This is a genomic window from Vallitalea longa, assembly GCF_027923465.1.
Classification (GTDB): Bacteria; Bacillota; Clostridia; order Lachnospirales; family Vallitaleaceae; genus Vallitalea; species Vallitalea longa.
This window is the reverse complement of the sequence record NZ_BRLB01000001.1, coordinates 1,405,409-1,426,438: the sequence shown is the minus strand read 5'-3', so window position 1 is coordinate 1,426,438 and position 21,030 is coordinate 1,405,409. Positions and strand designations below refer to the sequence as shown.

At 30.1% G+C, this 21,030-nt stretch carries 20 protein-coding genes; 15 read left to right on the top strand and 5 right to left on the bottom strand.

Annotated elements, in window-relative coordinates:
• Window positions 1–228 precede the first annotated feature (228 nt).
• The 7 genes from QMG30_RS06115 (at window position 229) to QMG30_RS06085 (ending at window position 6,756) form a co-directional block, all read left to right on the top strand.
• Complete coding sequence (locus QMG30_RS06115; RefSeq protein ID WP_281813345.1) at window positions 229–2,031, top strand: flagellin N-terminal helical domain-containing protein; 1,803 nt, start codon at window positions 229–231, stop codon at window positions 2,029–2,031.
• Between the two features lie 58 nt (window positions 2,032–2,089).
• Window positions 2,090–2,566 (top strand): flagellar export chaperone FliS, encoded by a 477-nt coding sequence (locus QMG30_RS06110; protein WP_281813343.1) that lies wholly within the window; start codon window positions 2,090–2,092, stop codon window positions 2,564–2,566.
• 226 nt (window positions 2,567–2,792) lie between these two features.
• Window positions 2,793–3,254, top strand: a complete 462-nt coding sequence (locus QMG30_RS06105) for an RNA polymerase sigma factor (protein WP_281813339.1) — start codon at window positions 2,793–2,795, stop codon at window positions 3,252–3,254.
• The gene (locus QMG30_RS06100; RefSeq protein ID WP_281813337.1) at window positions 3,247–3,975 is read left to right on the top strand and encodes a hypothetical protein; all 729 of its coding nucleotides are present in this window, start codon (window positions 3,247–3,249) and stop codon (window positions 3,973–3,975) included. The genes QMG30_RS06105 and QMG30_RS06100 overlap by 8 nt, the downstream gene beginning before the upstream one ends.
• Window positions 3,960–4,829 carry an ABC transporter ATP-binding protein gene (locus QMG30_RS06095; protein WP_281813335.1) on the top strand — a complete coding sequence of 290 codons (870 nt, stop codon included), beginning with the start codon at window positions 3,960–3,962 and terminating at the stop codon, window positions 4,827–4,829. The genes QMG30_RS06100 and QMG30_RS06095 overlap by 16 nt, the downstream gene beginning before the upstream one ends.
• Window positions 4,822–6,015, top strand: coding sequence for an ABC transporter permease family protein (locus QMG30_RS06090; protein ID WP_281813333.1), 1,194 nt, complete (start codon window positions 4,822–4,824; stop codon window positions 6,013–6,015). The genes QMG30_RS06095 and QMG30_RS06090 overlap by 8 nt, the downstream gene beginning before the upstream one ends.
• Before the next feature lie 129 nt (window positions 6,016–6,144).
• Window positions 6,145–6,756 (top strand): MerR family transcriptional regulator, encoded by a 612-nt coding sequence (locus QMG30_RS06085; RefSeq protein WP_281813331.1) that lies wholly within the window; start codon window positions 6,145–6,147, stop codon window positions 6,754–6,756.
• Between the two features lie 49 nt (window positions 6,757–6,805).
• On the opposite strand, the gene fdxA is transcribed toward QMG30_RS06085, so the two are convergent.
• From fdxA to pflB, 3 genes are all read right to left on the bottom strand, one after another.
• Complete coding sequence (gene fdxA, locus QMG30_RS06080) at window positions 6,806–6,976, bottom strand: 4Fe-4S ferredoxin (protein WP_281813328.1); 171 nt, start codon at window positions 6,974–6,976, stop codon at window positions 6,806–6,808.
• A 175-nt stretch (window positions 6,977–7,151) separates the two neighbouring features.
• On the bottom strand, window positions 7,152–7,889 hold the full coding sequence (pflA, locus tag QMG30_RS06075) for a pyruvate formate-lyase-activating protein (RefSeq protein WP_281813326.1): 738 nt from the start codon (window positions 7,887–7,889) through the stop codon (window positions 7,152–7,154).
• 37 nt (window positions 7,890–7,926) lie between these two features.
• Entirely contained in the window at window positions 7,927–10,158 is a 2,232-nt protein-coding gene (gene pflB / locus QMG30_RS06070) for a formate C-acetyltransferase (RefSeq protein WP_281813324.1), read from the bottom strand.
• A 333-nt stretch (window positions 10,159–10,491) separates the two neighbouring features.
• On the opposite strand from pflB, the gene QMG30_RS06065 reads away from it, so the two are divergent.
• Window positions 10,492–11,205 carry a GntR family transcriptional regulator gene (locus QMG30_RS06065; protein WP_281813322.1) on the top strand — a complete coding sequence of 238 codons (714 nt, stop codon included), beginning with the start codon at window positions 10,492–10,494 and terminating at the stop codon, window positions 11,203–11,205.
• Window positions 11,206–11,281: 76 nt separating this feature from the next.
• Window positions 11,282–11,485, top strand: coding sequence for a DUF1858 domain-containing protein (locus QMG30_RS06060; protein ID WP_281813320.1), 204 nt, complete (start codon window positions 11,282–11,284; stop codon window positions 11,483–11,485).
• A 118-nt stretch (window positions 11,486–11,603) separates the two neighbouring features.
• Here the strand turns inward: QMG30_RS06060 and QMG30_RS06055 are convergent, their stop codons facing one another.
• A complete protein-coding gene (locus QMG30_RS06055) occupies window positions 11,604–12,260 on the bottom strand; it encodes an adaptor protein MecA (RefSeq protein ID WP_281813318.1) in 657 nt (218 codons plus the stop codon).
• A gap of 584 nt (window positions 12,261–12,844) precedes the next feature.
• Here QMG30_RS06055 and QMG30_RS06050 point away from each other — a divergent pair.
• Window positions 12,845–14,119: an adenylosuccinate synthase gene (locus tag QMG30_RS06050; protein ID WP_281813316.1), complete on the top strand. Its 1,275-nt coding sequence runs from the start codon at window positions 12,845–12,847 to the stop codon at window positions 14,117–14,119.
• 112 nt (window positions 14,120–14,231) lie between these two features.
• Here the strand turns inward: QMG30_RS06050 and QMG30_RS06045 are convergent, their stop codons facing one another.
• The gene (locus QMG30_RS06045; protein WP_281813314.1) at window positions 14,232–14,624 is read right to left on the bottom strand and encodes a hypothetical protein; all 393 of its coding nucleotides are present in this window, start codon (window positions 14,622–14,624) and stop codon (window positions 14,232–14,234) included.
• A 496-nt stretch (window positions 14,625–15,120) separates the two neighbouring features.
• Here QMG30_RS06045 and QMG30_RS06040 point away from each other — a divergent pair, with 496 nt between their 5' ends.
• The 5 genes from QMG30_RS06040 (at window position 15,121) to QMG30_RS06020 (ending at window position 21,029) form a co-directional block, all read left to right on the top strand.
• The gene (locus tag QMG30_RS06040; RefSeq protein ID WP_281813312.1) at window positions 15,121–16,680 is read left to right on the top strand and encodes a serine/threonine-protein kinase; all 1,560 of its coding nucleotides are present in this window, start codon (window positions 15,121–15,123) and stop codon (window positions 16,678–16,680) included.
• A gap of 73 nt (window positions 16,681–16,753) precedes the next feature.
• A complete protein-coding gene (locus QMG30_RS06035; protein ID WP_281813310.1) occupies window positions 16,754–17,425 on the top strand; it encodes a flagella basal body P-ring formation protein FlgA in 672 nt (223 codons plus the stop codon).
• Window positions 17,426–17,462: 37 nt separating this feature from the next.
• The gene (locus QMG30_RS06030; protein ID WP_281813308.1) at window positions 17,463–18,599 is read left to right on the top strand and encodes a CpaE/TadZ family protein; all 1,137 of its coding nucleotides are present in this window, start codon (window positions 17,463–17,465) and stop codon (window positions 18,597–18,599) included.
• Window position 18,600: 1 nt separating this feature from the next.
• The gene (locus QMG30_RS06025; protein ID WP_281813306.1) at window positions 18,601–20,088 is read left to right on the top strand and encodes an ATPase, T2SS/T4P/T4SS family; all 1,488 of its coding nucleotides are present in this window, start codon (window positions 18,601–18,603) and stop codon (window positions 20,086–20,088) included.
• Complete coding sequence (locus QMG30_RS06020) at window positions 20,085–21,029, top strand: hypothetical protein (protein WP_281813304.1); 945 nt, start codon at window positions 20,085–20,087, stop codon at window positions 21,027–21,029. Before QMG30_RS06025 ends, QMG30_RS06020 begins: the two co-directional genes overlap by 4 nt.
• Window position 21,030 lies beyond the last annotated feature (1 nt).

The following is a 21,030-nucleotide window of genomic DNA, read 5'->3' as shown; positions in this document are numbered from 1 at the left end:
GACCGTATATCCTAAATTAAAAAGCATAAAAAGTCGATAAATAATATGTGTATAGATGTAATTAAGAAATGTACGTAATTCTTAAATTTTATTTATAATATTATTAGGTAAAAATATTATAACGATAAAAAATATTTTTGAATATATGGAATAAGAATATAGGGCAATGTTTTTATTATAATGAAACAAAATCAAAGATTTATATTTTTTATAAAAAGGGGTGTCACAATGAGAATTAATCACAATATACCAGCACTTAGAGCTTTACATCAACTGTCAATGAATAATTCTAAATTAGATAAATCACTAGAAAGATTATCTTCAGGGCTAAGAATTAATCATTCCGCGGATGATGCAGCTGGCCTTGCCATAACTCAAAAAATGGATACACAAGTAAGAGGGTTAGACCAAGCAAAAAGGAATACAATGGATGGAATATCTCTTATTCAAACTGCAGAGGGTGCATTGAATGAAGTACATTCCATGCTTCAAAGAATAAGAGAGTTATCAATACAAGCATCTAACGGTACATATGACGACGAAGATAGAGATGCTATTCAAAAAGAAGTAAATCAACTTCAAGAAGAGATTCTTAGAATATCTGATAACATAGAATTCAATGAAAGAAAATTGTTAAACGGTGAAATAGACAGAAGAGCATTTCCTAATTATGAGAATATAGCACAGATCGTATCTCTATCTGATACAGTTGAGCCAGGTGATTACAAATTAAATATAACATCTGATGCAACAAAAGCAAAGATTACATCAACCGATTGCAATTCTATAACTGATGATGGTGTTATTAGTCTTAATGGGGAAGAGGTAAAAATATATCAAACTGATACAGCTGATATAGTTTTTAATAAGTTAAGAGGATTAGCAGAAAAAGTAGGAGCAACTTTAACTGCAAGAGATAGCGGAGGAGCTCAAGGACAGTTTGCTTTTGGTGCCCATATGACATTAGAGTTTGAGATGAAACAATATGGTTCAGAACATAAATTAGATCTAAAAGGTTCCAATAAATTATTAGGTGAACTTGGCTTATCAACACAAGAGGTAACGGGAGAAGATGTTCAGGCTAGTATTGATAGTTCAAATAGTGATTTTTCTGCAACTGCTACAATTTCAACTAAGGGTAATATCGTAACTGTTACGGATATTAATGGTTTTGAAATGAAATTTGAGGCTGTGGAAGGAATTACAGCTAATAATGATGCATATATAGAAGGAATAAAAGAAGCTGAAAATATTACAGATACTAGTGGAAATAAAATTACAAAGGAACAAGCAGAAGATTATGTAAAGGCTTTTATGAATGCAGTAGGGACTGGTAAAACAATAGAGGATGCAGAAAAAGCTGCATGTAAAGCAATAAGTATACCAGATACAACTGATGTATCATCTGTAACTAATGCCATTCTAGCTGAAGGAGAAAAAGAGGCTAAATCTATATTATCTGGATCTGAAGCTATAATTACCACTGGATTAAAAGATCCAAATATAAGTGAGTCAGATATTATTGATAATATAATGAGTATGACAGGAAATCCAACAAGAGGACAAGCTATAAGCGCTCTTTCTGCATACAAGGCAACAATATGTAACCAAACCAATGTAAGTGTTCTGGATGCTGGACCACTAGACTTACAAATAGGTGCTAATGAAGGTCAATTCATGGAGATAAGAATACCTAACCTATCACCAAAAGCTCTTGGAATCCATACTCTTAATCTATCAACGGCTGATGGAGCACAGATAGCAATAGGTGTTGTAGATGAAGCAATCAATCAAGTTTCATCCATTAGAGCTAAGTTAGGTGCTTACCAAAATAGATTAGAGCATACTGTTAATAACTTAAGTGTTGCTTCAGAAAGTATGACAGAAGCTTTATCAAGGATTCAAGATGCAGATATGGCATATGAGATGGCTCAATATACTCAGAGAAATGTTATAGCCCAAGCAGGAACTTCCATGTTAGCTCAAGCTAATCAAAGACCACAATCTATTTTGCAATTATTACAAGGTTAAATAGCTAGAGTACATAAAGGTTAATGTAGTATTATTATATCCCGAAAGGAATGTTATAATGATAGACGATACAGTTAAAACATATCAGAATAGAGTTGTTAACGCAGGTAGAGAACAATTATTGTTGATTACTTATGAATTGTTCCTGAAAGAAATTGATAAATCTATAGAAGCTATTGATAATAGAAATGAAGATGCCTATAACCAGAATATGGTTAAAGTACATAAATATCATAGAGAACTAACAGATAACTTGGATATGTCATATGAGATATCAAGAAACCTGTTATCACTATATATTTACATTAATAAGCTTCTAATAAAATCTTCTATCAAATTTGATAAAGAACCATTAATAGAAGTGAAGAAAATAGCTAATATATTATTTGAAGGTTTCAATCAAGCGGCACAAGGACAAAATAATCAGTCTCTCATTAAGAATTCCCAAACATTATATGCTGGTTTAACTTATGGTAGAGGGACACTCAATGAAACTATAATTGATGGAAACAGATCACGAGGGTTTAAAGCATAGTATCAAAGCTGGTTAGAAAAATTAATATAGAATAGAGGCTGTATCTTACAAATTGCAGCATTCAAGGGAAAATCATAAGATATTTACATATCATGTGGTTTTTTTCTTGTTTTAAATGGTTTTATATATAATTTTATAGAGTATATAATTTAAATAAAAAAAATTAAAATATTATCGCACATTTTTTACTAGTGATTCGTTATACATTATGAAAGGAGGATTTGCAGTGTCTTTAGATATCGAAGATCAGTACGACAAAATATATAAATATTGTTATTTTAAGGTGAATAATCCTCAGCTAGCGGAAGATTTGACCCAGGAAACCTTCCTCAAATACTTTAGTCAAAATTCATACATAAATAGAGGTAAATTACTTGCTTACCTTTATACCATAGCAAAAAATCTGTGCATGGATACATATAAGAAAAAAGAAAATCTATTATTAAATGACGAGATACCTTCAGAAAATACTATAGATGAATTCGAGACTAATTTTGCAATGAAACAAGCAATTGCTACGTTATCGGATGATCTACAAGAGATTATACTTTTGCGTTATGCCAATGATTTATCTATGAATGAAATAAGTAATATAACAGGGTTATCTAGATTCAGTATACATAGAAAGGTCAATAAGGCATTGAAACAATTGAAACTAGTTATAAGAAAGGAGGATTTTCTTGAATAGTAAATTGAAAAAAGATATAAAATCAGCTTTTGATCCACCAAAAGCTAGACGGAAAGAGAGATTTCTTAATGATTTTGATTATCCCAAAGCAACACAATATGATTTTATAAGTAGTCAAATAGGATATATAAGAAAACGTGTATGGATTGTATCGGGTATATTGGTTCTTAGCGTTTTGTATTATACATTTTTCGTATTCAATTGTAGGGAGCTAAATATATTATGGACGGTATCTTCACTATTACCTTTTGTGGCGTTGGTTTCAATTACAGAAATTGCAAGAAGCACATCATATAGGATGCAGGAGCTAGAGATGAGTTGTAAGCATAGATTCTCGGAGGTTGTACTTGCTAGATTAGGTATTTTAGGTAGCTTTAATATTATTGTGTTTGCGATAATCATATTGGCTCTTGTAGGAAAGACAGATTATAGTTTGATACAATTTTCACTTTATATTCTTACACCATATTTGTTTACTTGTATATTATCGTTGTTCACTCTTCAGCATTTCAGTATTAGAGAAACAAATTATGTATGTGGTGGAATAAGTTGTTTTGTAAGTATACTGAATAATATTTTAATATATTCATACCACATTGTCTATACAGATGCATATTTGCATTTTTGGATTATTTTATTTTCCATTTTACTTATAACAGTAATAATTCAAGTTAATGAATTTGTAAAGAAAACGGAGGAATTATCATGGAGCTTACAATAGACCGTTTAACCAAGCAGTATAAAAATAAAATAGCTGTCGACAGGATTTCTTATACATTGACTAAAGGTGTATATGGGCTCTTAGGGGCTAATGGAGCCGGAAAGACTACACTTATGAGAATGATGTGTGGAATAATTAAACCAACAAGTGGAGAGGTCAAATATGATGGCATAGATGTAAAACAACAAGAATATCGGGATATATTGGGATATTTACCTCAGGACTTCGGTTATTATCCAGAATTTACAGCTATGGAATTTATGTGTTACATGGGAAGCTTGAAAGGATTTACTAAGTTGAAATCAAAGCAGAAGGCGAAAGAACTTCTAGAAATGGTGAAACTCACAGATGTAGCCAAGAAAAAAATTAAAACTTTTTCTGGTGGTATGAAGAGAAGATTGGGAATTGCCCAAGCGATGATTAATAATCCTGATATATTGATTTTAGATGAACCTACAGCAGGACTTGATCCAAAAGAACGTATTCATTTTCGTAATATCATTTCGAAACTTGGTTCAGATAAGATTATACTTTTATCTACACATATAGTATCTGACGTCGAAAATATAGCTAATACCATATTGGTCATGAAGAATGGACAGATTATCCATGATGGACAGTTAGAAGATATTATTAAAGTTATTGAGAATAGAATTTTCGAATGTAATGTTGATAATGAAACAGCAGAGAAATTAACTAGTACCTATCCAGTAATTAATATAAGACAGGATGGAGAAAAAATATTTTTGCGCCTTGTATGTAATGAAAAACCTTGTGAGACTGCGTTAAGTGTTAAGGCAACCCTTGAAGATTTGTATTTATATTATTTTAGTGAGGTGAACTTGAATGAATAGTTTTTTTGATCTTGTTGGATTTGAATATAAGAAAATATTAAAGAGAAAAAGTACATTGATTACTCTAGGTATTGTTTTTTGTATTATTACCATGAGTTTTTCAGTGATGGTTATTGGTAATTATTACGTGGGAGATGAAATATATGAGAATAAATATGAAGCTATAATAAAAGATAGAAATTATGCGAGAGAACTTACAGGAAGAGCTATTGATGAAGATTTGATTATGGAAACACAAGATGCATATTCGAAAGTACCTAATAAAGTATCTTATAGTGATACACCAGAATATGAAGAATATGGCAGGCCTTATAGCGGGGTGTATAGGATATTATCATCAATATATGATAAAGATATAAGAAATTTAGATAAAAAAGACGCGCAGAATTTTTATAGCTTAAGACACTCTTTGGTTGAAAAAGAAATTAATGAAACATTATTATCTAATAAATCAAAAAAGAAATTAATACAACTGGATAGTGAAATTAAGATACCATTCATTTTTGAACATACGGACGGTTACCAGAGATTTTTTTCCATGGTTTACATTACTGGCATCATGATTGCGTTTGCTGTTGCAATCTGTATTTCACCTATTTTTGCAGGAGAATATTCTTCAGGTGTAGATAAGCTGATTTTATCTTCAAGATATGGTAAAAACAAGCTAAGTTCAGCTAAAATTTTTACAGGGATAACATTTAGTATAATGAGTATTCTAATTTTCATGGCATATACTTGGTTGCTTAGTATGATGGTTTTTGGATTTGATGGTGGTGATGCACCTATTCAATTTTTATTTCCATTATCTGCTTATTCTATAAGTTTGAGAGAAGGAATATTAATTTTTTCAACATGTATACTATTTTCGATAGTCTTTTTGACAGCAATTATCATGTGGTTATCATCAAAATTCAAATCTCCATTTGGAGTAATTGTTTTAACAAGTGTATTGATTTTTGTACCTATGATGATTCATATATCTGATAATGATATAGTAATACATAACTTATTTCATCTGCTTCCATCAAACATGATTTTTGTAGTTAATGTTTTTTCACCTATTTTATATGAATTCTTTGGATTATGTATTGAACCTTATGTTTTTATGCCTATATTTGCAGTATCAGCAACTATAATACTTCTACCATTTACCTATAGATCTTTTAAAAGGCATCAAATTAGTTAAAGGATTTTATTAAGTTGATAATGGTTTAGTTCATAATGTTTTCTTAATTTACCTAAAAGACTTGTACAATTGTAAATATATGGTATAATAGTATTAAAATGGAAAATATTTACAGATAGGAGGGGGAACATGGCGGAAATACGTTATATAATTTCAGACGCATCAAAACTATTAGATGTAGAACCCCATGTGCTTAGGTATTGGGAAGAAGAATTAGAACTTGATATTCCTAGAAATGAATTGGGACATAGGTATTTTCGAGAAGAGGACTTGACAATATTAAAGAATGTGAAAAAACTAAAAGAGCAGGGACTTCAACTGAAAGCTATAAAAATGCTTTTACCAGGTATTCTAGAAGATGAAAAACCCAATAAGCAGGATGATAATAAGGACAAGCTGTTTGAGGGCAATGTTGGTTATAATGAGTTGCAGCAGTTGAAACAGGTTCCTATGGAAGTTTCCACAGAATCCTACAGCAATAAAGTAGAAAAATTCCAAGAATTCCTAAAATGTGTTCTTGAAGATACTTTGAAAGAAAACAATCAAGTACTGAAAGAACAGGTTACTAAAGAAGTATCTAGTGAAGTAAGATTTTTGTTAGAAGAAAGAGAAGAAAAAGAAGAAAAAAGATATAAAAAACTAGATGAAACCATTAGAGAAATGCAGAAAACCAGACAAGAAATAGCAACTACTTCTAAGAAAAGAAAGAAAAAGCGTTTCAAATCCAAAAAAATTAAATGAGTAAATCAAAAAGGAGCTTATGAAAAGCTCCTTTTAATAAGTATTTTTATTATTCTGGTTTTGGAGCGTCCACTGGACAAACACCTGCACATGCACCACATTCGATACAAGTATCAGCGTCAATAACATATTTTGAATCGCCTTCTGAAATAGCGTCTACTGGACATTCAGATTCACAAGCTCCACATGAAATACATTCATCACTAATTACGTATGCCATATTCAAGCACCTCCTGATTTTATTTATAAAACTTACAGCTACATTTTAATATATTAATTGCTATAATACAAGCATAAAATGAAATAAATTTATTTTACTTAGTTATTTAACTGTATTAGATTATAGGTATAAAAGTATGAGTTATTTTCTTTTAAATATAAGATATAAGTGGTCATTAACTTGTTACTACATTCATATTATGCTCTTTAATGATACTCATTGCCTTAATGACATCTTCTTTAGTAGGTTCCTTAGTATCAGATAGTTCATAATCATATCCAAGCTCTTTCCACTTGAATTCGCCCATTTTATGGAATGGTAGAATTTCTATCTTCTCTATATTACTAAATTTACTTAGGTATATTGATAAATTTTTAACGTAATCTTCATTATCACTAAGTCCTGGTACCAATACATATCTTATCCAAACAGGCTTATTCAGTTTGCCTAGATAATCCATAAATTTCAAAGTAGGTTCAAGTTCAACACCTGTTATATGTTTATATCTTTTGCTGTCATAGCATTTAATATCTAGAAGTACTAGATCTGTATAATCTAGCACTTCTTTTGTGGTATCATTAAATAGATAACCAGATGTATCTACGGCTGTATGGATTCCTTCTTCTTTACATCTTTTGAATAATTCTTTAATGAATTTTCCTTGAAGAAGAGGTTCGCCACCTGTTACTGTGACACCCCCGCCTGAAAATTTCATATATGATTTATATTTTTTTATTTCGGATATTAATTCGTCAACTGTTTTTTCTTGGCCATCACCTAGTTTCCAAGTATCTGGATTATGGCAGTATTTACATCGTAAAGGGCATCCCTGCATAAAGATCACGAATCTTATCCCAGGTCCATCTACAGTACCACATGTTTCTATTGAATGAATTCTCCCTGTTACACTCATTGTAATAACCTCCTTAGGTATGGCTTAAAATAATGTTCTATGCTCTTTCATGGAATGTTCTATGGATAACATCTAGTTGTTGTTCTCTTGTTAATTTAATGAAGTTAACAGCATATCCTGATACCCTTATAGTTAATTGAGGATATTTTTCTGGGTGATCCATAGCATCTATTAAAGTTTCTCTATCAAATACGTTAACATTGATATGATGTCCTTTATCGTGGAAGTATCCATCAAGTAATCCTACTAAGTTACCTACTCTTGTTGGCTCATTTTTACCAAGTGCTTTTGGAACAATTGAGAATGTATAGGAAATACCATCTTCAGAATGTTCGTAAGGTAATTTAGCTACGGATGACATGGATGCAATAGCTCCATTTTTATCACGACCATGCATTGGGTTGGCACCAGGAGCAAATGGTTCTCCACCTTTTCTACCATCTGGTGTACTTCCTGTTTTCTTACCATACACTACATTAGATGTAATAGTAAGAATAGACATAGTAGGAATGGAATCTCTATAAGTCTTATGTTTCCTTAATTTATTCATGAAGTTTTCTACTATTTCACTGGCAATGTTGTCTACATGGTCATCATTATTACCGAATGCAGGGAAACTGTCTGGTTCTACCTCGTAATCAACAGCTAATCCTTCTTCATTTCTTATAACTTTTACTTTAGAGTATTTCATAGCTGATAAAGAGTCTGCTACAACTGATAATCCAGCAATTCCACAAGCGGATGTTCTTAGTACATCTTTATCATGAAGTGCCATTTGTAATTTCTCGTAGCAGTATTTATCATGCATATAGTGGATTATATTTAATGTGTTGATATATAGTTGTGCTAACCAGTCAAGAACTTGGTCAAACTTTCTTGTAACTTCATCATAATCAAGATATTCAGATGTTACAGGTGCGAATTCAGGTCCTATTTGGTCTCCAGATTTTTCATCTTTTCCACCATTGATTGCGTATAATAATGCTTTCGCTAAGTTAGCTCTAGCACCGAAGAACTGCATTTGTTTACCGATCTTCATAGCTGATACACAGCAAGCGATACCGTAATCATCACCATACCAAGCTCTCATTAAATCATCATTTTCATATTGAATGGAACTTGTATCAATAGATACTTTTGCACAGAAGTTCTTAAAATGTTCTGGTAATCTTTCTGACCAAAGGACAGTTAAGTTAGGCTCTGGTGCTGGTCCTAGATTATTTAATGTATGAAGAACCCTGAAACTGTTTTTAGTAACTAACGTCCTTCCATCAATTCCCATTCCACCAATGGATTCTGTAACCCATGTTGGATCTCCTGAGAATAATTCGTTATATGATGGAGTACGTAAGAATCTAACCATTCTTAATTTCATAATGAATTGGTCTATTAATTCTTGAGCTCCCTTTTCGGTTAATGTATTATCAGCTAGATCCCTTTCGATATATATGTCAAGGAAAGTTGATACTCTACCTAGAGACATTGCTGCGCCGTCTTGCTCCTTAATAGCTCCAAGATATCCGTAATATGTCCATTGAATAGCTTCTTGTGCATTAAAAGCTGGTTTGCTTATATCATGTCCATAAGTAGCAGCCATTTCTTTTAGCTGATTGAGTGCTTCTATTTGTTCGGAGATTTCTTCTCTAAGGACTATAACATTTGGTTCCATGAAGTCCATTTCAAGTTGCTTTTTCTCTTCTTGTTTTCCTGCAATCAGGTAATCAGTACCGTATAGGGCTACACGTCTGTAATCACCAATGATTCTACCTCTTCCGTATGCATCAGGTAAACCAGTTATAATACCTGAGTGTCTTGCTTGACGCATGTTTTCAGTATACGCATCGAAAACTCCATCATTATGAGTTTTTCTATAGTTTGTGAAAATTTTATCAGTTTCTTTGTCAAGTTCATAACCATAAGCTTTCAAGGCGTTCCTTACAACTCTGATACCGCCATTTGGCATTATACCTCTTTTTAATGGTTTATCTGTTTGAAATCCTACGATTTTCTCTATATCTTTATCTACGTAACCAGGACCATGAGATATAACAGAAGATGGAACTTTGGTTTCTACATCTAAGATACCATTTTCATGTTCTTTTTTTGTAAGTTCAGATACCTCTTCCCATAATTTTAGAGTATCTTTAGTAGGACCTTCTAAGAAAGAAGCGTCTCCGTCATAAGGTATATAGTTGGTTTGAATAAAATCTCTAACATCAATATTCTTTTCCCAGTTTCCAGCTTTAAAATTCTTCCAACAATCTTTCATTGTCAATGACCTCCTTCTAGATTTATATTAATAATATTTCATGTTACTGAAGTTAATAATTTGTTATACTTATTATTAGCTAAATAACAAGATAATAATTAGAAAAGACAATTTTTCTTTGGTATATATAAATTATTGATAACCGTTATAAAAAAGTTTATCTATAATTTATAATTATATTATATATGGATACTGTATACACGTCAAGAGATAATTACAAAATAATCATTATTATTTAGTAAAAAATATTAACAAAATATATTGAACTAAGAAAAATAGAATGATAGAATGTATTATATAACCTGAACATAGATAATAATTGAGGTGAAATTAATGGAGAAAATAGGAACTAAGTATCTAAGAATAAAAAAAGATATTGAAAACAAAATCAATAATGGGAATTATAAGTCAGGGGAAAAAATTCCATCCGAAAGAAAATTATGCGAATTGTATAGTATAAGTAGAATGACAGCGAGACAGGCTATTAATGAATTGGTTAAAGATGGAACTGTATATAGAGAAAAAGGGAGAGGTACTTTTGTTTCATCACCTAATTTTCTCCAAAGGAATGTAAAAAGTTTTACGGATACCCTAAGAGAAAGAGGGTTCATTCCTAAAACAGAAATCATCGAGTTTTCTACAGTATATAATTTAAAAGAAATAAGTAGAATGATGGGCGTACCTGCTGAGACCAAATTTTATAAGATAAAAAGATTAAGATTAGGTAACGATCTTCCTATGGCATTGGAGACTGTTTATATACAAAAAGATAAATGTCTTGATCTTGATAAGCATGACATCAGTAATTCATTGTATGAAATATTAGAGAAGTATTATGGTTATAAAATAGAGAACATATCTTGTGATATTGATGCCTGTATTGCTAATAATATTATGATGAAAATATTTAATATGAAAAAAGCAAGGGCATTGTTGAAGATATCAGGCATAAGTTATACACAAGATGGTAAGAAAGTATTTTATGAAGAATCCTATTATAGACCTGATTTATATAAGTATAGGGTTGATATTCATAGAAGAGTTTAAAAATCAATTGTAAAATTATTGTAAATAGTTAGTATTTATATTATAATTAATTCTATTAACTATAAGGAGGGAAAATATGGCTAAGATAACAAAAGATATGATTATAGCTGATATCATTACAGTAGATCAGGGTGTAATTCCTATTTTGATGGAATCAGGAATGCATTGCATAGGTTGTCCATCGTCTCAAGGTGAAACATTAGAAGAAGCTGCTTTTGTACATGGAATGGATATAGATGAACTAGTTAATAAGATTAATACTTATCTTGAATCTAAATAAGTAAGGACTAATAATAGATATAAATTAGGGACTGTTTTAATAGACAGTCCCTTACTTTTTGGATAAGTTTTAAATATAATTATGAATTATTTAAGTTTGCCATAATTAATAATTACTGTTATATACTAGACAATATTTGAATTGCATTATTTTTTATAATAATTTCATGATGTTCTTCATAAAATGTTTCCATTATATTAGTAGCGGAAATTTTATTTCCGTATTCAGAAAAGAAACCGTTTAGTCCAACAAATGCATCTGAGTCATTATCTGATTTGTGTAGAACTAGATAATATTCTTTAACTGTTTCATCTTTATATAATGAATTAAGACCATCATAAAGAGGTTTTGTAATCTGTGCTACTTTAATCACTTCGTCAAGAGATTTAAAGGAGTAGATAATCAGTTTTTGGTTAAAATTGATTTCTTTAGTCGTAGTTTGTTCATTATTATTTGCAACTTCTTTTTTCTTGAAATTACGAATGTTCTGCTGAGGAATAGAAGTCAATTTATCATCTAATTCGTCAGGATTATCAACTTTAGTAATTATCAACATTATACTTTCTTTTGATAGGGGTATTGCCTCAATCATTAAAGGTACATTATCTGCTTCAAAACCAAATTCAACAGAAGCTTGTGCCATCATGTCTTTAAATAATTCTTGTGCTTTTTCGGTCCCATATGCAAGTTCGCTGATCTTTATTTGCCTTTTTGTTAGATCTGTTTTACTTAAAGTACATCTGATTTGAGCATTACTGATCTTTTCAATTTTCATATTATCACTTCCTTAATACTTGACCTATATATGCATAAGTTTTAACTTAGCACATATCATTTAATCATTTATATATTGAATTTATGTGATAATAATAAAACTCAATATATTCAACTGCCTACATATTAAAAAAGAAAGTTACAACTTATGATATCTTTAATATGCAACTCACATATTATCTTCTATGTATAGTATAATAGAAAATAGGGTAAAATGTAAAGAGGATATTGCTGTCATTTTATAATTGAATGTTTTTTTAAAAAATACTAAAAATGTTCGAAAACCTATTGATTTATTTTTGAATATCTGTTAAAATTTTAGAGGATTGTATTTGTTAATCTGTATTATCGGATATAATATTAATATATTGCAATACTAATTTTGCATGGTAGTCCATATATCAACTATAGAATATTATATGAGTTGTCAGTGTGGACAATGATAAATGTCGTGTAATTTTTTTAAATAATACCGTACCGAACCATTAATTCGGTACTTCCATATATATTAGTAGCAATTAAACAAAAGCTTCTGTATCTATAGTTATTACTGAAAGATACGTTCTCTAGAAAGGGGAAATGAATATGTCAGCAAAAGTAATCATAGGAGCCCAATGGGGTGACGAAGGAAAGGCAAAAATTATTGACATTCTATCTGAAGAATCAGACGTAGTCGTACGTTCTCAAGGTGGAAACAATGCAGGACATACAGTAACAGTTAATGGAGATGTTTATAAATTTCATTTAGTACCATCAGGTATTTTATACCCAGGAACTATTTGTGTTGTTGGTAATGGCGTCGTTGTTGATCCAAAAGGTATTTTGGAAGAAATAGCACTTTTACATGATAAAGGTATCTCTACTGATAATCTTAAGATTAGTCTTAGAGCCCATATAGTAATGCCATATCATAAGACTCTTGATGGAATCAAAGAAGAATATAGAGGTAATAGTGATATCGGTACAACTAAAAAAGGTATTGGACCATGTTACATGGATAAAGCTGAACGTTCTGGTATTAGAATGTGTGATTATCTTAATCCTGAAGTTTTTGAAGCAAAAGTAAGAGAAAATGTAAAAATAAAAAATTCTATTATAAAGAATGTATTCAACGGCGATGTTCAATTTGATGCAGATGCTGTTATTGAAGAATATAAAGGTTATTTGGAACAATTAAGACCTTACTTTGCAGATACAACAGTTATAGTGTATAATGCAATTGAGGAAGGTAAAAAAGTTCTATTCGAAGGAGCTCAAGGTTCATTACTTGATATTGACCTTGGAACATACCCATATGTAACTTCATCCCACCCAGTAACAGGTGGTGTTTGTATCGGAGCAGGTGTAGGACCTACTATGATTAATGATTGTATAGGAGTTATGAAAGGTTATGTAACAAGAGTAGGAAAAGGACCTTTCCCAACAGAATTATTTGATGAAACAGGAGATCAAATAAGAAATGTTGGTCATGAATTTGGTACAACTACTGGAAGAGCAAGAAGATGTGGATGGTTTGATGCTGTAGTGGGTAAATTTGCAGTTAGAACAAGTGGTCTTACAGCTATTGCACTTAATAAAATTGATGTATTAGCTAATATTGATAAAGTTAAGGTTTGCGTTGCTTACAAGAAGGGTGATGAAATCTTGAAAGAGTTCCCTGCAAGTCTTGAAGAATTAGCTAAATGCGAACCAGTTTATGAAGAAATGGATGGTTGGGGAGATATTTCTCAAGCACGTTCATATGATGAGCTACCTGACACTGCAAAAGCTTATATTCAAAGAGTAGGAGAGTTATGTAGTGCTAAGGTAACTATGGTTGGAGTTGGACCTAATAGAGATCAAAACATTTATATAGATTAATATAAATTAGCTTATAACAATCCCATTAAAATAGGCAGGAAATACTTATTGGATGATGAGTATTTCCTGCCTAGTTTTTTATTGCTATTTTTTCTTTTTTTGCCTTCTATTCTTATTTGGCTTTCATTATACTGTAACGAATAGCCCTATTATATGTATCGATTTCAACAACACCAATATAATAATCGTTTTTCACTTTAATAATATCAAGGTCTTTTACTTCTCTCCAAGTGTTATCCATGAATTGATGGTTTAATACAGTTTCTACTTTATGAACATCTTTACTAAAAAGTTTGTATTTAAAGGCAACTCCAGTAGTAAGATGTTTACCCATGTGTACTTGTTTTATTGGTATTTTTGCGATAGGATTAGTAAAATATAAGTCTGGTAATGGTTTTATCCCTTTATCTTTAACTGTTATTCTATAATCAATCATTGGTGAATTAATTATATTTCCTACTAAATCAGATAGTTTAGATTCTTGTTTTAATAGTGTCAATTCCAATTTTTCACCTTCTTTAAATTTTTCTGGCTATATTTTGATGGTTTTTATTGCCATTATTGTCCATTATAAAATAAACTTACAATTATTTATCATATCTAACATTATTAGACATAATCCATGTTATATTTTAATATAAGTACTTAATATTTTCAATTATAATATTCTCAATTTTATATAATAGTATTTTTATTATAATTTAATATGCAGTATAGAGTATAAAAAAGACTAAAAATACAGCATTTTGGATAATACTGTAAAAATATGTTGCAAAACCACATAATATAAGATATAATATCAATATGTTACATAAGAATACAAAGAAATACAATTAAACTATTAGTATGGTTAATAAGAATAATAGTATAATTAATGGAACTAATATAATAAATAAAATACAATAGGGGGGAGTATTTTATTTAGGTATAATATTTATAAATCAAATCTATTATATTTTTTGTCTATAATCAATTAACTTAAGCAAAGTAGGAGAGATTATATGATAGGAAATACTTATTTCGGAAAATACCGTGTAATAAGAGAAATTGGTAAAGGCGGTATGAGTGATGTTTTCCTTGGAGAAAATATAAAACTTGGTAATAGATGGGCTATCAAAAGAGTCAGTAAAAGATGTACATCTATTAATTTATTAGCAGAACCAAGCATACTAAAAGATCTTAATCATCCTTTAATCCCACAAATAGTAGATATAGAAGAAGATGCAGACTACCTTTATATCATTGAAGAATATGTTCAAGGTGTCAATCTAGAAGAATACAGGAAACAAAATAAAAATATTGGTGAGAAGACGATAGTTGATATCGCTATGCAAATCTGTGATGTATTGGAATATCTACATACAAGGAAACCTTATCCAATTATATTTAGAGATCTGAAACCCGGTAATATAATGCTTACTGATGGAAATAAAATCAAGTTTGTTGATTTTGGAATAGCAAGAGAATATAAATATAATTCTGATACAGATACGGTTTTATTAGGTACTAGAGGCTTTGCTGCTCCAGAACAATATGGTCTAGGTCAGAGTGACATCAGAACGGATATATATAGTTTTGGGGTAACTTTATATTATTTAATATCAGGTAATAATATAACATCAACTAAAAAAGAACTATATATAAATGAATATGGTAGTTATTCAGATTCGTTGCAAAAAATAATCGAGAATTGTATTAAAATACATCCCAATGAAAGATATCAATCAGTAAAAGAAATTAAAGAAGAACTAACGCAGATTAATGATAATAGAAAGATACAGGCAAATACAGTTTATTCAGTAATGAAACAAAGTACTGTTGGGGTTATGTCTTTAACTAAAAGAGCGGGTTCGACTTTTTTTGCTACTAATCTAGCATCTGCATTAGCAGAACATGATGTGTTGGTTTCGTTATTAGAGTTACCATATGATGAGCCGTATATCTATGATTTAGTTGGCATATCCAATTATAGCGAGATTGATTATTATCCGATATTAAATAAAATTAGTAATGATAAGAGCGTTAAAAGAGATAATATTACTAATATTAATAACATTTTGTATTTGGTTAGAGATCCTACTAGAGAAAAAATTCAGAATTGGGATAATAACAAAACCAATAAGTTGATATATTCTGCAAAAGACTCATTAATTTCTATTGTAGATATAGGTTTTAATTATGCTAATGTAAAAAATATATTAGATGAATTTGATTTGATATATGTTCTGTATGATGGGTATCCGCCTGATTTGATAAGTAATTATCACTTAATAGAAGAGATTAAAGAGTATGACAAGGAAAATAGTAAAGTTAGATATATACTGAACAACTACAATATTGGTATCAATATGAAAACGCTGAACAACTATCTAGGAATAAAACCTGATATAACAATACCAAAGTTACCTAGTGATATTATTTACAGATGTGCATATAAGAAAAAATTCCCTTATAAGGATAAGAAATTAAGAAACATATTTGATGAAAAATTTAAATCAATCTATAAAGAATTACTTCCCAAAAAATATTTAAAAAAATGCAGGAAAAGGTTATTCAGATGACATAATTCTATGATATAAGAGAATTGATTTAGCATGGAAATAGGACTATGAGTAACCCGCATAGGAGGATACTATGAAGAATTTTGTTAAAGGATTAATGGGAGTTATGTTAATTGTAATTGCTATAGGTACAATTTTTTATTGGGAAGTATATGGTAGACAGAATTTTTTATACAAAGATATAGTGGTATTGAATAAAGATGTAGACAAGAATGAAGTTATAACAAGTGAAATGGTGGAATATAAAAAAGTAGAGCAGACGACATTGATAGATAATGCAATAGATGATGATTTATCAATAGTCGGAAAAGCAGCTAAAAATTATATTCCTGGTGGGGTGCAACTGGTTAAAGAATACTTTGAAAATTCAGAGCTGGTACTTGATGAAGACCAATATATATTTAGAATCCCTTTAGAATGGTTAAAAGCTTTTCCTAATACATTAAGAAGAGGAGATGTAATATACTTTTATGAAGTTGATACAGGAACTATACAACATGATACTACTGAAGGACAAATAATACTAAATAACAAAGAGGTATCAAATAATGAACCTATAACTAGTGCTGTAGTGGCATATGTAAAAGATGGTTCTAATAATGAAGTCATTACTTTAAGTGAAGAAGACAGATATAATGGCTCTAATGTAATTAATGAAATCGAAATTGTCACAGATGTGGATACAGTCAATCTTTTAAGAGAATCAATAGACAACAAAAAAATATTTATTATTATGTATCAATAGGAATACAGTCCAATATTACATTAATAGGAGGCAACTAATGGCTACTAATAAATATAAAGTGCATTTAATATCAGATAATAAAAATCTTAGGAGAAAATTGAATAAAGTCACTTATTTTGAAGAAATACATATGGACATATCACTAGATGTGGTAAATGAAGATATTACTATAGTAGATGATACAATAATAAATATTAATGACTTATTGGAAAATAAAGATAAAATATCATCACAATATATATTTTATCGTGTATCCCATGATAATTTCAGATTTTCAACTAAAAGTATTCTTGATTCCAATAATATCTTATTGATAGGTCCTTATATGACTGATGACAATTTAGTGGAATTTGTTTGCCAAAATGTAATTAAAGCATATAAGTTCAATGTTAATAAAAACATAATCACTTTCTTCGGTGCTGATACGAAAGTAGGGACAACCCAGATTGCACAGAGTATTGCAGAAAAAATTACAGATAAAACAGATGCAAAAGTATGCTTGATATTTTTAGATGGGGAAGTCGGAACAGACTACATAAATGTAGATTTCAAAAATAATATTGATAGCATTAAAATTAAATTGATATCAGGTCTAGTAACTGTAGATGAGATTCTAGATATTGCTGAGACAGGGAAAAACAAAAAGTTACTTATGATAGAAGGAACCAAATCGATTCTATATAGAAAAGAATATCAGCCAGAACATATCTCACAGTTACTTAATATTCTATCATTAGCTTGTGATGTTGTAATAGTTGATGCAGGTAGTTACATAGATAGAGCAATGTCAATAAGTGCACTAACAGCAACTAATCACAGATATCTGGTAACTACTCAGCAGGCGAATAGTCTAAGAAGATACGTTGAAAAAAGACCTATTCTAGAAATACTATCGTTAGATGATTTTCAAGTCATAGTTAATAAACATATGCAGGAAGGTTCTTTGCTTACTAATTATGATGTTGCAAAGACATATGGTCAACCGTATTTAGCAAAAATCAACTTTTCAAGATATGCTCTTGAAGCTGAAAAAGATAGAAAAACTCTTATACACTATAATGATAAAGACCTCAATAAAGATATCAACAAATTGACTGATGTCATCATAGATCAGATGGCTCTTATTAAAAAGGAGACTCCTAAAAAAAGAAAGTGGTTCAAGGGGGTAGTGTAGAATGAGTAGTTTGGCTGAAGCAAAAGTTGATTTTTATGATAAAAAGAATATGCCGAAATTTGATTTAGAAGAATACATTTATTCAATGACAGGTGAGAAAAGGCAAGAACTAATTACTATAAATAATGATGATCTATCTAGATTTCATTTGTTATGTGAAACCTTATTTGCATATTTTCATGCCGAATGGGAGAAGGAAGGACTTGAAACAAGTACTTTAATAAGACAGAAAAATGCTATTTTGGGTAAGAAATTAGAAGTTAGATATTTCAAAGACAATATAGAAGATTATCTAAAAAGAAACAACAAACTAGAAGAATGGTATCCGAAGTGGTACACAGATCTAGTTGATGCTATATATCAGGAATGTTGGGGATTAGGTGGAGTAGCACAATGGAAAAATGATAAGAAGTATGCTTTATCGCAATCTGCAAAAATTATCGGTAATAATATATATTTCATGGAAAATGGAAAAATGAAATTACAGAAACAGAGTATATCTGATGATAGACGAAAACAGCTTATAAAAGCATTATTACTTAATGAGAAGAATATACATTATAATCAAAAACATGCAGAGGTATCAATGCATGATGGTACAAGGATAACTATATACGGTGAGAAATTAGTAAAAGAAAATATGGAGGCAATAGTATTTAGGAAATTCATTATTCCAAAACTTACTTTTGAAGAACAAGCTAAGAGAAAAACTATTCCGTATGAAATAATTCCTATGTTAAGAAATATGGTTAAAATAGGATATAATGTGATTTTTACTGGTGCTGTAAGGACAGGGAAAACCACATTTCTAGAAACATGGCAGATGTATGAGGATACATCTTTAGAAGGAGTCATGATTGAGACTGGTTCAGAGATACCAGCACATAAGCTACAGCCATATGCACCTATAATACAATTGATAGCTGATGATGATGAATTAGGAAGTATCATCAAACCCATATTGAGATCTGATGCCGATTATATAATAGCAGCAGAAGCTAGGGATGGACGAGCTCTTAATATTTCAGTGAGAGCTGCCAACAAGGGAACTAGGAGATGCAAAACAACCTATCATACTACTGATCCGACAGATATTTGTTATGATATCGCTGATGAAATAGTTAAATTCTATGGGGGAGATTTATATAATACTATTTCAAAGGTATCTAAATCATTTCATTATGTATTTCATTTCATTCAACTTGCAGACAAGAGCAAGAAACGGTTAAAAGGAATATATGAAATCAGATTTAACAGATATGAACATAAGATCACTATTCATCAGATATGCAGGTATGAATATAAAAGTGACAGTTGGAAGTTTAAATATGATATTGGTGAAGATAAAGAAGAGATAGGCGATGAAGAAAATAAAGAAGCGTTGATGAATTTCAAAAATCAGCTCAGAGAGTTGGAACAATTATATCCTTATCCAGATTATAAGGTATATGAGCCAAGGTATGAAAGTTTAAGAGGTGCCAACGAATGATAGATGCAATTACGGGATTGATTAAAATATTATTGTATTGTGTAATTATCGTTGGTATCTGGTTAATCTTTTCTAATTCGATATTATATTTTTTCAGAGTAATCAAGCCTAGGAAAACTTTTAGAAATGACCATAATGTATCTACTTCTAATTTTTACAAACATATAAAAAGACTACTATTAATAGTATATGGAAAAAATGATGATAAAAAAGTATCTACTTTCTATTTAATTAGTATAATAATATTTTTTCTCTCATTCTTGATTATCGTTAGGAGAACAGATTTATTAAAGAGTTTTGCTTTTTCAGGGTTATTATCGCTTGTTCCTTATATCTATTTAAGATTACAGCTTAAGCAAATTAGAGTAGATGGAAGTTATGAGGCAGATATTCTGATAAATGAATTATTGAATCAGTATAAATTAAGTAATAAAAATATTTATGATGCTATAGATGATACTATTTCCAAGATGAAAGAAGCACCTATCATGAAAAAACAGCTTTTTCTATTGTCTTTGAAATTAAAAGAATACAGGCGAGAGGAAGAATTGGAAGAAATACTGAAGGATTTTGTCTATGCAGTAGGGACAGAATGGATTGTATTACTTGCAAACAACATTTTCATATGTATAACGGATGATGTAGATATCACCACAGGTCTTGAAGATATTCAAAAAGAAATTAAACAAGCTATTTCCGATAAAGAAAGAGAAAAAAGAATTAATCTAGAAAGTGTAACAATAGTTAGATATTTGACACCTATATTATATGTACTTTCTATAATACTTGCCAAGAAAGTATTTAATATTTCTATATGGAAATTTTTTAATTACCAATTAAATACTCAAACAGGATTCAATTATTTTATGATGATTGTTATTATGACTATATTTAATCATAACTTAATCCTAATATTACAAAAACAAAAATTTGATATATAAA

Bases quoted from the DNA above. Each gene is read 5' to 3' on its own strand.
- QMG30_RS06040 (WP_281813312.1), top strand. From the start codon at position 15,121: ATGATAGGAAATACTTATTTCGGAAAATACCGTGTAATAAGAGAAATT.
- pflA (WP_281813326.1), bottom strand. From the start codon at position 7,889: ATGAGTGTAACAGGGAGAATTCATTCAATAGAAACATGTGGTACTGTA.
- QMG30_RS06110 (WP_281813343.1), top strand. From the start codon at position 2,090: ATGATAGACGATACAGTTAAAACATATCAGAATAGAGTTGTTAACGCA.
- fdxA (WP_281813328.1), bottom strand. From the start codon at position 6,976: ATGGCATACGTAATTAGTGATGAATGTATTTCATGTGGAGCTTGTGAA.
- QMG30_RS06035 (WP_281813310.1), top strand. From the start codon at position 16,754: ATGAAGAATTTTGTTAAAGGATTAATGGGAGTTATGTTAATTGTAATT.
- QMG30_RS06065 (WP_281813322.1), top strand. From the start codon at position 10,492: ATGGAGAAAATAGGAACTAAGTATCTAAGAATAAAAAAAGATATTGAA.
- QMG30_RS06060 (WP_281813320.1), top strand. From the start codon at position 11,282: ATGGCTAAGATAACAAAAGATATGATTATAGCTGATATCATTACAGTA.
- QMG30_RS06090 (WP_281813333.1), top strand. From the start codon at position 4,822: ATGAATAGTTTTTTTGATCTTGTTGGATTTGAATATAAGAAAATATTA.
- QMG30_RS06050 (WP_281813316.1), top strand. From the start codon at position 12,845: ATGTCAGCAAAAGTAATCATAGGAGCCCAATGGGGTGACGAAGGAAAG.
- QMG30_RS06055 (WP_281813318.1), bottom strand. From the start codon at position 12,260: ATGAAAATTGAAAAGATCAGTAATGCTCAAATCAGATGTACTTTAAGT.
- QMG30_RS06020 (WP_281813304.1), top strand. From the start codon at position 20,085: ATGATAGATGCAATTACGGGATTGATTAAAATATTATTGTATTGTGTA.
- QMG30_RS06115 (WP_281813345.1), top strand. From the start codon at position 229: ATGAGAATTAATCACAATATACCAGCACTTAGAGCTTTACATCAACTG.
- QMG30_RS06095 (WP_281813335.1), top strand. From the start codon at position 3,960: ATGGAGCTTACAATAGACCGTTTAACCAAGCAGTATAAAAATAAAATA.
- QMG30_RS06030 (WP_281813308.1), top strand. From the start codon at position 17,463: ATGGCTACTAATAAATATAAAGTGCATTTAATATCAGATAATAAAAAT.
- QMG30_RS06085 (WP_281813331.1), top strand. From the start codon at position 6,145: ATGGCGGAAATACGTTATATAATTTCAGACGCATCAAAACTATTAGAT.
- QMG30_RS06025 (WP_281813306.1), top strand. From the start codon at position 18,601: ATGAGTAGTTTGGCTGAAGCAAAAGTTGATTTTTATGATAAAAAGAAT.
- pflB (WP_281813324.1), bottom strand. From the start codon at position 10,158: ATGAAAGATTGTTGGAAGAATTTTAAAGCTGGAAACTGGGAAAAGAAT.